Source organism: Nonomuraea sp. NPDC001684, from assembly GCF_053596515.1.
The window spans coordinates 1-12,119 of sequence record NZ_JBSFGJ010000034.1 but is presented as its reverse complement, the minus strand read 5'-3'; the positions used below and the strand labels follow the sequence as shown (position 1 = coordinate 12,119).

The window sequence follows — 12,119 nt, the reverse complement described above, 5'->3', positions numbered from 1 at the left end:
CGTCAAAGGTATTGACCCACCAGACCCCCACGAAATGGGCCTGGTGTGCCGGTGGACGGTAGAGCTAACCCCACCCTCGAACAATTGCCGCGCACCGAACATCTCACTCCCCAACAGACCAAGGGGAGGTTCGGATGTTCGCAGCAGGGGTCGCCGCGCTGGCGGCCGCGTCCACGGTCCTGGGCGGGTTACCGCACGGCATGTTGTTCCTGGAGAAGCACCCGCCCGCCAAGCAGTGGGAGACCTACACCGTCAAGAACTCCGCCACGCTGCCGCTCCAACTCGACCCGTGCCTGTCGCACCGGCGGCGGGACGGCGGCCGGCTGATGGCGCGGGCCGTCCTGTACTCCAGCGAGGACGAGATGAAGTACGAGCAGCTCGTCGTCTACCGGAGCGTCCGGCACGCCAAGGCCGCCATGCGCGTCCTGCGCGCGGACCTCAGGCGCTGCGCCGACGTGGGCAAGGGCGTCAACCGCCACCGCTACTTCACCAAGCCCCTGGACATGGGCGACGACGGCCTGCGCGCCGGCGGCCGGTTCTTCGAGAGCGGCGAGCACGCGGTCGCGGTCAGGCGCGGCGCGGCCCTCTACATCGCCGGCGAGTCGGCCTGGCCCACCGAGAGCCTGCCGCTCAAGGGCTTCCGCGGGCTGATCGACCAGGCCCGCCGGATGACCGTCAAGGTCTGCCGCCTGCCCGAGGCCGCCTGCTAGAGCACCCCCACCCGCCGCTTGAAGGCGGACGGGTCGAAGGAACCGCCCAGCGTGGCGCCCAGCCCCTCGCGCGCCATTCGGGCGAACGCCTCGCGGCCGAGTCGCCCGGCCCCTTCGGGCAGCACTCCCGCCAGCGGCCGCGCGGCCAGCATCTCCAGGTCGGCGACGTTGCTCCGCTCGATGATCCCGGTCTCCGGCGGCCAGCGCCCGATCACCACGCCCGCCGGGTCGAGCCCCCGGTGCGCCAGCGCCTCCAGGGTCAGCGCCGTGTGGTTGAGCGCCCCGATCCCGGCCCCCGCCACGACCAGCACCTGCGCGCCCACCAGCCGGGCCAGGTCGGCGATCGTCGCGCCGTCCTCGTCGAAGCGCACCAGCAAGCCGCCGGTGCCCTCCACGACGACCAGCCGGTTGCTCTCGGCCAGCTCCTCGACGAACCGGGCGGCGGCCGTCAGCGACACCGGCGGCACCCCGGCCACCCGCGCGGCGGCGGCCGGCGAGAGCGGCTCGCCGAAGCGCGCCAGCTCGAACGTGGTGCTCACCCCGGAAAGCCGGATCACCTCGTCGAGGTCGCGCCCGCCGCCGGTCTGCGCCGGCTTCACCACGGCGACGGACGCCCCCCGCTCCCTGGCCAGGGCGGCCACGGCGGCCGTCACGACGGTCTTGCCCACGCCGAAGTCGGTGCCGGACACGACGAGAACGCTCATCGTCCCAGCCTAGAAGCCGCCGCCCGCCATCCCGGTCAGGGACGCCGCAGGCGCGTGACGAACTTGTACCGGTCGCCGCGGTAGAGGGACTGCGCCCACTCCACCGGGTGGCCGTCGGCGTCGAAGGCGTGCCGGGTCAGCAGCAACATCGGCAGGCCGACGTCCACGCCCAGGGCCTTGGCGTCGTACGGGGTGGCGAGGACGGTCTCGATGATCTCCTCGGCGTCCGTGAGCCGTACGTTGTAGGCGTTGTGCAGCGTCTCGTACAGGGAGGCGTGCACCTCCAGCTCCCGCCGCAGGCGGGGGAAGCGCCGCGCGGACAGGTGGGTGGTGTCGATCGAGACCGGCTCGCCGTTGGCCAGCCGGAGCCGGTGGATGCGCAGCACCCGGCCGCCGGGGTTGATGGCCAGCCGCCGCGCCAGGGCCTCGTCCGCGGTGATGTAGCCGATCTCCAGGATCTTCGTGTCCGGCTCAAGGCCGGCGGTGCGCAGGTCGCCGATGTAGGAGGTGAGCTGGAGCACCTGCGCCACCTTCGGCTGGGCCACGAACGTGCCCTTGCCCTGGATGCGCAGCAGCCTGCCCTCCACGACCAGCTCGGTCAGCGCCTGGCGGACGGTGGTGCGCGAGGTCTCGAACCGCACGGCCAGCGTGCGCTCGGGAGGCAGGGCGGTGCCCGCGGGCAGGCTCTTGGTGAGCTCCAGAAGACTGCGTTTCACGTCGTAGTACTTGGGAACGCGGGGGCCGTCGTCGGTCACGCTCTCACCTTCACTTCTGGCACGGCGGTGAGGGCGTGTCTGATCACCGCGAGATCATCGGAACTCATATCGGCCCGAGCGGTCAACCACCTGGGAGGACGGCATATCCGCACGGAGCGCGCACACCGCCAAGTACGCGCGAATCCGGGCAGCTCAGACTGATTGTGAAGGATATCCACAGCTGCGTGCGCGATCGCAACCGAGGCCGGTGTCAGGCCCGCGTCGTCGAGGAGCCACCCGCCCGTGTCGATCACCTCCGGCAATGCCCGTGAAGCGCCGTCATGGGGATCGGGCGATCCCGCCGTGTGACGGTTCTCACAGTACGAGATTCCCCGAAAGTCGCGCCGGGTGCACGGCGACGCACCCGTGCCGCCCGCGTGCGGCGGCTTCACCGGGCAGGAGCTGCGCATTCGATCAGGGGGTCGGTTTGGCTGTTGGCGGCGAAAGCACGCATGATGCACTCGTGCCGACTCTCAGCGACCTCGTCGCCCGCCACACCGCACTCGACGAGGCGGACCTCGACTGGCTGCACTCGCTGGTCTCCGACTGGCAGCTGCTGGCCGACCTGTCCTTCGCCGACCTCATCCTGTGGGCGCCGCTGCTCGGTGAGAACGGCTGGATCGCCATCGCCCAGATGCGCCCCACCACCGGCCCCACCGTCTACCACGACGACATCGTCGGCAGCGTGGCCGCCAAGGGCGAGCGCCACCTCATCGACACCGCCTGGAACGAGCGCCGCATCTGCCGCGAGGGCGATCCCGACTGGTCCACGGGCGTCCCGGTGCGCGAGGAGACGATCCCGGTGCGCCGGGCGGTCGACAACGGCGAGGGCCGCTTCCTCGGGGTGATCCAGCGCTCCACGAACCTGTCCTCGGCGCGCACCCCGTCCCGGCTGGAGCTGACCTACCTGCAGAGCGCGTCGGACCTGGCGCAGATGGTGGCCGAGGGGCGTTTCCCGTTCTCGGGGGAGGAGCCGATCCTGGTGCGCTCGCCGCGCGTCGGCGACGGTCTGCTGCGGCTCGACCGGGCCGGGCGGGTCACGTACGCCTCGCCCAACGCGTTGTCGGCCTACCGGCGGCTGGGCCTGCACGCCGACCTGGTCGGCGCCGAGCTGGGCCGGGTGACGGCGACGCTGTGCTACTCCGACGAGCCGATCAACGAAGACCTGATGATCGTGGCCAGCGGGCGGGCGGCCAAGGAGACCGAGGTCGAGTCGGGCGGCACGATCGTGCAGCTCAGAGCCATCCCGCTGATCGTCGGCGGCGGCCGCATCGGCGCGCTCGTCCTCATAAGGGACGTCACCGAGCTGCGGCGGCGCGAGCGCGAGCTGATGACCAAGGACGCCACGATCCGCGAGATCCACCACCGCGTGAAGAACAACCTCCAGACGGTCGCCGCGCTGCTGCGGCTCCAGGCGCGGCGCCTGCAGGTGCCCGAGGGCCGCGAGGCGCTGGAGGAGGCCGTGCGCCGCGTCGGCTCGATCGCCATCGTGCACGAGACGCTGTCGCACGCGCCGGAGGAGTTCGTCGACTTCGACGAGATCGCCGACCGGGTGATCGCGATGGCGGGCGAGGTGTCGGCGGCCGAGGCGGCGGTCACGCCGCGCCGGGTGGGCGCGTTCGGCGTGCTGCCCTCGCTCATCGCCACGCCGCTGGCCATGGCGCTGACCGAGCTGCTGCAGAACGCGTTGCAGCACGGGCGTCCCAAGCGGATGGAAGTGCTGGTCGAGCCCGCCCCCGACCGGCTGAACGTCACCGTCTGGGACGACGGGCGCGGCCTTCCCGCGGACTTCGACCTCGACAAGTCCACCAGTCTGGGGCTGCAGATCGTCCGCACGCTGGTGGAGGGGGAGCTGTCGGGCAAGCTGACGATCGAGCCGCGGGAGGGCGGCGGCACGCACGTCGGGTTGTCGATCCCGCTGCCGTCCGCCTGAAGAGTCCGCCGGGCCGGGCGACCGTCGTCAAGGGCGGCGCCCGGTCCGTGCGAGCCTGGCCGCCGCGTGCACGACGCGACGGGGTCTTGGCGGAAACGTCGATCACGCCAAGCTGGGCGGCTCCTGCGGGGAAAGCAGGGTCGATCGGAGGTGGATCAGACGGGGCAGATCAGGCGGGGCAGATCAGGCTGAGGCGCGGGCGCGGGCGCGGGCGGTGCGGCGCTTGAGGGCGCGGCGCTCGTCCTCGCTCAGACCGCCCCAGACGCCGGCGTCCTGTCCGGACTCCAGCGCCCACTTCAGGCAGGCGTCGACGGCCGGGCAGGACCGGCAGACCTGCTTGGCCTCTTCGATCTGCATCAGGGCAGGGCCGGTGTTGCCGATCGGGAAGAACAGCTCGGGGTCCACGTCACGGCAGGCAGCTCGGTGGCGCCAGTCCATGCGTCCACTCCTTAGTAGATGGAACCTTTGGTCGGCTCCGTGCGGCTACTACTTTGTGAAGAGTTTCACTAACTCGCGCGAACAATTACCCGGATCCAGGTGTTGGACCGGGGGTTGTCCGCCTGACGGCCGGAGGGCCTTGGGGTTGTTAAAGGTCCTACGTTCCGACGTCAGTCTTGAGCCTTCCAGCCACGCAGAGTGCACGCAAGAGGGGTGGGGCGAAGTTTTGGCGGTTATGGATGTCGGATGCGTCACACAATGACCGAATGTAACCAGCTAGACCAGAACTTGTAACGCGTTCGGGGTAGACCGGAACGTTACGGATTCGCGTTCGCCCAGGTAGTCCCCGTCCAGCTGGAAGGCCACGGGACGGTCGGCGGCGAGGGTGAACTCGGCCTCGTCGTGCAGCTGGACGAGGTGTTTGCCGGACGGGACGGCGTCACTCTCCGTGAGGATCTGCCGGATCAGCCCGGCGATCTGGACGGGCCCCATCCGCCTCAGCCCGAGCAGGTCGAGCCCGGTCTCGAAGCTCGCCCACGGCGTCGGCGTCACCGGCTTGGCCCCCAGGTACGTCCACGGCGAGGTGTTGGAGATGATCGCCATGAACACGCCGTCGGCCGCCGGGATGCCAGGCCCGGTCAGGGTCATCGGAGCGTGCCGTTTGTCCGTGGCCAGATAGTGCCGCAGAGCGGTGTTCACATACCGGGCGGGAGTGGCCTTCCTCCCGGTGCCGCGCAGGCCCTCCACGGCCCGTACGACCTCGGCGTCGTACCCCATGCCCGCGCAGAACGTGAAGTACCGGCTCTCTCCCTCCCAGAGCGCGTGGCCCAGGCCCACGGTCCGGCGCCGGCCCTCTCTCAGCGCCTCCAGGACCGCGCCGGTGGCCTCGACCGGGTCGTTCGGCAGCCCGAGGGAACGGGCGAACACGTTCGCGCTGCCGCCGGGGATCACGATGAGGCCGGGACGGCCGGAGCTCGGATCGTCGGCCGGCGGGACGTCGTGGCCGTCGACCGGGTTGAGCAGGCCGTTGACGGTCTCGTTGATCGTGCCGTCGCCGCCGAGCACCGCGACCACGTCGAAGCCCTTGGCGCGGGCCGTGGCCGCCAGCGTCGCGGCGTGCCCCCGGTAGCCGGTCTCCTCCACCGACAGCTCCACGGCCGCGCCCAGCGCGCGGATCAACACGTCCCTCGTGCGGGCGTTGGTGGTGGTGGCCTTGGGATTGACCAGCAACATTGCGCGCATATCGCCAGCGTAGTCGCTGATCGCCCACCCGCTCGGGGTGGGGGAACATCCCCGGCGGGACCGGCCCCGGGGGCGGATAGGGTTTGGCTGTGTCGAAGCGTCCGTGGAGTTTGCTCGTCGCCGCCGTCGTCGTGGCCCTGGAGGGGCTCATCGCGCTCGGGCTCGGGATCTACGTCGCGGTGGAGACGGTGGTGAGCACCCCTGACAGTCTCACCACGGCCATCGCGGAGTCGGCCTTCGGGCTGCTGATCGGGGCCGGGCTGCTCTGGGTCGCCTGGGGCGGCCTGCTGCGGGCGGAGCGGTGGGGGAGGTCGCCCGGCGTGGTGACGCAGATCTTCCTGCTGCCCGTCGGGGGCACGCTCATCCAGTCAGCTCAGCCGCTGATCGGCGTGCCGCTGATCGTGCTGGCCCTGACCGGGCTGGGGGCGCTGTTCGCGCCCCCCACCACCCATGCGCTCTACGGGGACGGTTAGTCCTCCGCGGTCAGCCCTTCGCGCAACTGGGCGAGAGTACGGGCCAGCAACCGGGACACGTGCATCTGCGAGATGCCGAGCTCGGTCGCGATCTGCGACTGCGTCATGTTCCCGAAGAACCGCAGCAGCAGGATGCGCTTCTCGCGCGGCGGCAGCCGTTCGAGCAGCGGCTTGAGCGACTCGCGGTACTCGACGCCCTCCAGCGACTCGTCCACGATGCCCAGCGAGTCGGACACCGCGGGGGCGTCGTCGTCGCCGGAGTCGGGCGCGTCGAGGGACACCGTGGAGTAGGCGTTGGCCGACTCCAGGCCCTCGAGCACCTCCTCCTCGGTCATCTTGAGGTAGGCGGCCAGCTCGGCGACCGTGGGCGCGCGGCCCTCGCGCTGCGACAGGTCGCTGATCGCCTTGGTCAGCGAGAGCTTCAGCTCCTGCAGGCGGCGCGGCACCCGGACCGCCCAGCCCTTGTCGCGGAAGTGCCGCTTGATCTCGCCGACGATGGTGGGCGTGGCGTAGGTGGAGAACTCCACCCCGCGCTTGAGATCGAACCGGTCGATCGACTTGATCAGGCCGATCGTGGCGACCTGGGTGAGGTCGTCGAGCCACTCGCCGCGGTTGCGGAAGCGGCGGGCCAGGTATTCGACCAGCGGAAGGTGAAGCTCGACCAGCTCGTCCCTGATGCGCTGGCGTCGCGGTTCCTCGGGACCCAGCTCGGCCAGCTCGGCGAAGAGCAAGCGGGCGCGAACCCTGTCGGGCACGGCGTGTTCGCTGGTGGCCATGGCTCCAGTCCTTTCCGTCACGCCGGCCTCGCTGCGCCTCGGCGCTTACGCAGGACGATCGCCATGCGGTCGGGGGAGTCGGTCACGGCGTCGACGTCGTCGGCCAGGGCGGTCAGCACCATCCAGGCGAAGTCGTCGCGCTTGGGGGCGGAGCTGCCGACGGTGGCCACCTCGACGCTGACCTTCATCACGTCGCCGGTCAGCTCGAACTCGGCGGTCAGGTCGGTGCCCGGAACCGCCTCGCTCAGCAACATGGCGCACGCCTCGTCGACCGCGATGCGCAGATCTTCGATCTCGTCCAGGGTGAAGTCAAGCCGGGCGGCCAGGCCGGCGGTGGCCGTGCGCAGCACCGACAGGTAAGCGCTCGCGGCGGGGAGCCTGATGCTCACCACGTCGCGGATGCCCGCTACACCCTCCGCACGCGTCTCGGTTTCCTCGGTCACGTTCCTCCTCGCGTTTCCGACGCCAACTGCAACTTACCGCCCCCGGGAGGTCCTTGGCGGATTCAGACTCGCCATCAACGGAAAAGGCTCTGTGCGGTCTGGACCGCACAGAGCCTTTTATGCCGTTTAGGCGGCCTTGGTCTCCCAGAAGATCTTGGAGATCTCGTCGATCTTGGCCAGGAGCTCGTCGGCCTTGCCGCCGTCGACGGTGCCCTTGGCGGCCGCGGCGCCCGCCAGCTTGGTGGCCTCCCAGAAGAGCTGGTGCAGCTGGGGGTACTGCTCCAGGTGCGGCGGCTTGAAGTAGTCGGTCCAGAGCACCCACAGGTGGTGCTTGACCAGCTCGGCCCGCTGCTCCTTGATGATGAGCGCGCGGGTGCGGAAGACCGGGTCGTCGCTGGCCTCGTACTTCTCCATGATCGCCTTGACCGACTCGGCCTCGATCCGGGCCTGGGCGGGGTCGTAGACCCCACAGGGCAGGTCGCAGTGGGCGGAAGCGACATGCTTGGGTCGTAGCAGTCGTGCGAGCATCAGAAAGTCCTTCCTTGATGCTGAATCAGCTTGGTCCACAACCGACCTTACTCGGGTCCCAACGCCTGTGGAGTAGGGGGTCTCTGCCCATGAGAGTGCGTGTCGAGGGCGATTCGATGCGTCCGGCGCTGGTCCCCGGCGACTGGCTCCTCGTCCGCCGGGGGGCCGCCGTCCATCCGGGTGACCTCGTCGTGGCCCGGCTGCCCGGCGACCCCGATCAGCTCATCGTGAAACGCGCCCAGTGGCACGGCGAGGGCGGCTGGTGGCTGGAGAGCGACAACCAGCGCGCCGGCGGGCGTCGCGACAGCTGGGACTTCGGGCCGGTCGAGGAGATCGTCGGGCGCGTCGTGTTGCGCTACTGGCCGCTGGTGCGCCGCAGATGACCCCTCAGAGGCCCCCTCAGCCCTCCTGGGCGTTCCTGCGGCGCCGGTAGGCCGCCACATTGGCGCGCGTGGCGCAGCGGGGCGAGCAGTAGCGGCGGGAGCGGTTGGAGGAGGTGTCGAGGAAGGCGCGGGCGCAGCGCGGCTCGTGGCAGCGGCCCAGCCGGTCGGCGCCCACCTCGGCGACGACCGCCGCCAGGCCCATCACCGCGCTGGCGGCGGAGTCCTCGGCCAGGTGGAGGTGCCAGCCCTGGCCGTCGTGGTCCGACAGTCGCGGGTGCACCGGATAGCGCACGAGCAGGGCGTTGAGACGCTCGGCCACCGCGCGCGCGTCGCCCGCGACGTCGAACACGGCGGCCAGCTCGGCGCGCAGGGCGGTCAGCTCCGGGGGAGGGGCGGGATCGTTGATCAGGCGGACCGCCCACTCTGCGTAAGAGGTCAGGTCCATGCGGGAGTATTACACGAGTCGCCGGGCCCCCGGCACCTCCGGGGGCCCGGACGGCTCACTCCTCCGGGTGCAGCACCCGGTGCAGGAACGCGCGGGTGCGCTCGTGCCGCGGGTCGCCGATCACCTGGGCGGGGTCGCCGTCCTCGACGACGACGCCGCCGTCCATGAAGACCACCCGGTCGGCCACCTGGCGGGCGAAGCCCATCTCGTGGGTGACCACGAGCATGGTCATGCCCTCCTCGGCCAGCTTGCGCATGACCGTGAGCACGTCGCCGACCAGCTCGGGGTCGAGCGCCGAGGTGGGCTCGTCGAACAGCATCAGGTCGGGGTTCATGGCCAGCGCCCTGGCGATGGCCACCCGCTGCTGCTGCCCGCCGGACAGCTGGGTCGGGTAGGAGTCGCACTTGGCGCCGACGCCCACCTTCTCCAGGTTCTCCCGGGCCACGACCTCGGCCTCCCGCCGGCCGCGCTTCAGCACGCGCTGCTGGGCGATCATGACGTTCTGCAGCGCGGTCATGTGCGGGAACAGGTTGAACTGCTGGAAGACCATCCCGATGCGGCGTCTTACGGCGTCGATGTCCACGTCGGGGTCGGTCACCTCCACGCCCTGCACGAACACCTTGCCCTTGGTGGGCTCCTCCAGCAGGTTCACGCAGCGCAGCAGCGTGGACTTGCCCGAGCCGGACGGCCCGATGACGCACACCACCTGGCCCGGCTCGACCGTCATGTCGATGCCCTTGAGCACTTCGTTCTGGCCGAAGTACTTGTGCAGCTCTCGTAGCTCGATGGCGTGCGTCATTGGCTCCTCCGCTTACGCCCCTCAAGCCGGGACGCGAGGTAGCCCAGCGGGATCGTGACGATCAGGTACGTCACGCCGGCGACCATGATGGGCGTGGCGTTGGCGTACTGGGAGGCCAGGTCGTTGCCGAACTTGGCCAGCTCGACGTACTCGCCGGAGACGCCCAGGAACAGCACCAGCGAGGAGTCCTTGAGCAGGGACACGAACTGGTTGGTGGTCGGCGGGATCACCATGCGGATGGCCTGCGGGATGACCACCGTCACCTGCGCCCGGGTCGCGGACATGCCGAGCGACCTGGCGGCCTCCGTCTGGCCCTTGGGGACCGCCTGCAGGCCCGCCCGGAAGACCTCCGCCTGGTAGGCGGCGCCCACCAGGCCGAGGCCCAGGATGCCCTGTCCGTACGTGCCGAACGGCACCTCGAACCCGGGCAGCGCGAGCGGCAGGAAGGTGATCATCAGGAAGATGAGCAGCGCCGGCAGGCCGCGGAAGATCTCGATGTAGACGGTCGCGATCCACCGGTACGGCCGCACCTGCGACAACCGCATGAGCGCGAGCAGCAGCCCGAGCACGAACGCGAAGACGAAACCGCCCACCGTGTAGATGATCGTGTTGCGCAGCGCGATCGTGAACAGGTCGGGCAGCGCCTGCTTGGCCACGTCGACCTTGGCGAAGTTCTGGGCGAGGCTGGCCCAGTCGGCGTACAGGACGACAGCGACGAGCACGGCGGCCAGCACGACGTACTGGACGGCCCGCGTGATCCGCTGTTTCTTCCGAGGGCTGAGCCCGGCCCGGCCGGGCTCAGCGGTCTTCGGCTGGTCGGCCATGGATCAGCCCAGCTCGCCGGGCTTCTTGCCGAACCACTTCACGTAGATCTTCTCGTAGTTCCCGTCCTGCTTGGCCTTGGTGATCTCTTCGTTGATCGTCTTGAGCAGGGTCGGGTCGGCGCCCTTCTTCAGGCCGATGCCGTACTGCTCGCCGGTGTCCAGGCTGGCGATCAGCTCGAACTTCTCGGCGATCTCGGGCTTCTTCAGCCAGGTCAGCACCACGGGAAGGTCCTGGACGATCACGTCGGCCTGCCCGGCCTGCAGGGCCAGCAGCTCCTTGGCCGAGTCGGCGTACTCGGTGGGGTTGAGGCCCTGCTTCTTGACGTAGTCGAGGCCGGTCGTGCTGGCCTGCGCGCCCAGCTTGAGGTTCTTGGCCTTGACGTCCTCAAGGGACTTGGCGCCCGAGCCCTTCTTGGCCAGCAGCGCCTGGGTGGCGTCGAAGTAGGGCTCGGAGAAGTCGATGTTCTGCTTGCGCTCGTCGGTGATCGTCATGCCGGCGGCGGCCACGTCGCACTTGCCCGCGGCCATGGCGGCGCCACTCTTGATCACCGCGAAGTCGATGTCCACGATGTTCTGGGTCACGCCGAGCTTCTTCGCGGCGAGGTCGACGATGTCCACGTCGAACCCGACGATCTTGCCGCTGTCGTCCTTGAACTGGAACGGCTCGTACGGGATGTTCGTGCAGACCGTGAGCTTGCCGGGCTGGACGAGCTTCACGCCGCCGGCCGCGGAGGCGCTCGCGCCGGTCGTGCTGCCGGAGGAGCCTCCGGTGTCGCTGCCACAGGCGCTGAGGGCGAGAGCGGCGGTCAGGGCGAGCGCGCCGACAGCGTAGCCACGGCGGCCCTTGGGGCTGAGGGCCATGTACGGCCTCCTCGAAAGAGTTATGCCACGTAACTTGCGTTTTGTGCAGTTTAAATGGGGTTTAGCTGCGGTCCGTCATCCCGCGTTTAACGATGCGTCAACGGAACGGCGTCGGCTCCGACACCATCGACCATCTCACCATGTGGCACTATGGGGAGACGGGTGACCCCCGTAACCCCTCAGAGACGACCGACGAGGGGGAGCTTGGCAGCTACCGAAGCCAGCCCACTCGCGCTCGTACGCCGAAGGTCTCTTCCGCTCCGATGAATACAGGGGTCGCTGTGTCTGCCACGCCCGCTTCTGCTTCCGTCGAACCGCTCGACCTCGATCCGGCCTTCGCGCTCCACCGCGGGGGCAAGCTGGAGGTCCGCTCGACCATTCCCGTCCGCGACGCCGACGACCTGTCGCTCGCCTACACGCCCGGCGTCGCCCGGGTCTGCACCGCCATCGCCGAGACGCCTTCGCTGGTCAACGACTACACCTGGGTCTCCAACGTGGTCGCCGTCGTCACCGACGGCACCGCCGTGCTCGGCCTGGGCGACATCGGGCCGTCGGCCGCCATGCCGGTCATGGAGGGCAAGGCGCTGCTGTTCAAGGAGTTCGGAAACGTCGACGCCGTCCCGATCTGCCTCGACTGCACCGACGTCGACGCGCTGGTCGAGACCGTCGTGCGCCTCGCGCCGTCGTTCGGCGGCGTCAACCTGGAGGACATCAGCGCCCCGCGCTGCTTCGAGGTCGAGGACCGGCTGCGCGACCTGCTCGACATCCCGGTCTTCCACGACGACCAGCACGGCACCGCCATCGG

The 12,119-nt window shown here is 69.8% G+C and carries 16 protein-coding genes; 5 read left to right on the top strand and 11 right to left on the bottom strand.

All coding sequences use genetic code 11. The annotated features are described in order from the left end of the window. The first annotated feature begins 134 nt into the window (after nucleotides 1-134). Nucleotides 135-710 (top strand): hypothetical protein, encoded by a 576-nt coding sequence (locus ACWCSD_RS09965; protein WP_449913940.1) that lies wholly within the window; start codon nucleotides 135-137, stop codon nucleotides 708-710. Here ACWCSD_RS09965 and bioD read toward each other — a convergent pair. After that, nucleotides 707-1,414, bottom strand: coding sequence for a dethiobiotin synthase (bioD, locus tag ACWCSD_RS09960; RefSeq protein ID WP_449913938.1), 708 nt, complete (start codon nucleotides 1,412-1,414; stop codon nucleotides 707-709). The genes ACWCSD_RS09965 and bioD overlap by 4 nt on opposite strands. A 35-nt stretch (nucleotides 1,415-1,449) precedes the next feature. Continuing rightward, nucleotides 1,450-2,169 (bottom strand): GntR family transcriptional regulator, encoded by a 720-nt coding sequence (locus tag ACWCSD_RS09955; protein WP_125648113.1) that lies wholly within the window; start codon nucleotides 2,167-2,169, stop codon nucleotides 1,450-1,452. 463 nt (nucleotides 2,170-2,632) lie between these two features. On the opposite strand from ACWCSD_RS09955, the gene ACWCSD_RS09950 reads away from it, so the two are divergent. Then, complete coding sequence (locus ACWCSD_RS09950) at nucleotides 2,633-4,102, top strand: histidine kinase N-terminal domain-containing protein (protein ID WP_357985039.1); 1,470 nt, start codon at nucleotides 2,633-2,635, stop codon at nucleotides 4,100-4,102. Between the two features lie 183 nt (nucleotides 4,103-4,285). Here the strand turns inward: ACWCSD_RS09950 and ACWCSD_RS09945 are convergent, their stop codons facing one another. Both ACWCSD_RS09945 and ACWCSD_RS09940 read right to left on the bottom strand, forming a co-directional pair. Further along, complete coding sequence (locus ACWCSD_RS09945) at nucleotides 4,286-4,540, bottom strand: WhiB family transcriptional regulator (protein WP_113705541.1); 255 nt, start codon at nucleotides 4,538-4,540, stop codon at nucleotides 4,286-4,288. Between the two features lie 276 nt (nucleotides 4,541-4,816). Beyond that, a complete protein-coding gene (locus ACWCSD_RS09940; protein WP_358288977.1) occupies nucleotides 4,817-5,782 on the bottom strand; it encodes a diacylglycerol/lipid kinase family protein in 966 nt (321 codons plus the stop codon). An 89-nt stretch (nucleotides 5,783-5,871) separates the two neighbouring features. Here ACWCSD_RS09940 and ACWCSD_RS09935 point away from each other — a divergent pair, with 89 nt between their 5' ends. After that, nucleotides 5,872-6,255 carry a hypothetical protein gene (locus tag ACWCSD_RS09935; protein ID WP_387671255.1) on the top strand — a complete coding sequence of 128 codons (384 nt, stop codon included), beginning with the start codon at nucleotides 5,872-5,874 and terminating at the stop codon, nucleotides 6,253-6,255. Here the strand turns inward: ACWCSD_RS09935 and ACWCSD_RS09930 are convergent. The 3 genes from ACWCSD_RS09930 to sodN all read right to left on the bottom strand — a co-directional run bounded on the left by ACWCSD_RS09930 (nucleotide 6,252) and on the right by sodN (nucleotide 8,002). Further along, complete coding sequence (locus ACWCSD_RS09930; protein ID WP_352352343.1) at nucleotides 6,252-7,031, bottom strand: RNA polymerase sigma factor SigF; 780 nt, start codon at nucleotides 7,029-7,031, stop codon at nucleotides 6,252-6,254. The genes ACWCSD_RS09935 and ACWCSD_RS09930 overlap by 4 nt on opposite strands. Nucleotides 7,032-7,048: 17 nt before the next feature. Next, nucleotides 7,049-7,474 (bottom strand): ATP-binding protein, encoded by a 426-nt coding sequence (locus ACWCSD_RS09925; protein ID WP_352352342.1) that lies wholly within the window; start codon nucleotides 7,472-7,474, stop codon nucleotides 7,049-7,051. A gap of 126 nt (nucleotides 7,475-7,600) precedes the next feature. Further along, entirely contained in the window at nucleotides 7,601-8,002 is a 402-nt protein-coding gene (sodN, locus tag ACWCSD_RS09920) for a superoxide dismutase, Ni (RefSeq protein ID WP_352331376.1), read from the bottom strand. Nucleotides 8,003-8,091: 89 nt separating this feature from the next. Between sodN and ACWCSD_RS09915 the strand changes: the two genes are divergently transcribed. Continuing rightward, nucleotides 8,092-8,385, top strand: coding sequence for a S24 family peptidase (locus tag ACWCSD_RS09915; protein WP_352331378.1), 294 nt, complete (start codon nucleotides 8,092-8,094; stop codon nucleotides 8,383-8,385). A 16-nt stretch (nucleotides 8,386-8,401) separates the two neighbouring features. Here ACWCSD_RS09915 and ACWCSD_RS09910 read toward each other — a convergent pair whose 3' ends face one another. Genes ACWCSD_RS09910 through ACWCSD_RS09895 form a run of 4 tightly spaced genes read right to left on the bottom strand, consistent with a single transcriptional unit; the run spans nucleotide 8,402 to nucleotide 11,314 of the window. After that, nucleotides 8,402-8,830 (bottom strand): CGNR zinc finger domain-containing protein, encoded by a 429-nt coding sequence (locus ACWCSD_RS09910; protein ID WP_397164400.1) that lies wholly within the window; start codon nucleotides 8,828-8,830, stop codon nucleotides 8,402-8,404. Nucleotides 8,831-8,885: 55 nt separating this feature from the next. Further along, nucleotides 8,886-9,629 (bottom strand): amino acid ABC transporter ATP-binding protein, encoded by a 744-nt coding sequence (locus ACWCSD_RS09905; RefSeq protein ID WP_352352340.1) that lies wholly within the window; start codon nucleotides 9,627-9,629, stop codon nucleotides 8,886-8,888. Next, nucleotides 9,626-10,453, bottom strand: coding sequence for an amino acid ABC transporter permease (locus tag ACWCSD_RS09900; RefSeq protein ID WP_358288969.1), 828 nt, complete (start codon nucleotides 10,451-10,453; stop codon nucleotides 9,626-9,628). Before ACWCSD_RS09900 ends, ACWCSD_RS09905 begins: the two co-directional genes overlap by 4 nt. Nucleotides 10,454-10,456: 3 nt before the next feature. Next, the gene (locus ACWCSD_RS09895; protein WP_397164402.1) at nucleotides 10,457-11,314 is read right to left on the bottom strand and encodes an ABC transporter substrate-binding protein; all 858 of its coding nucleotides are present in this window, start codon (nucleotides 11,312-11,314) and stop codon (nucleotides 10,457-10,459) included. Nucleotides 11,315-11,577: 263 nt separating this feature from the next. Between ACWCSD_RS09895 and ACWCSD_RS09890 the strand changes: the two genes are divergently transcribed. Beyond that, nucleotides 11,578-12,119, top strand: a 542-nt coding sequence (locus ACWCSD_RS09890; RefSeq protein ID WP_449913933.1) for an NAD(P)-dependent malic enzyme, incomplete at its 3' end; no start/stop codon positions are given.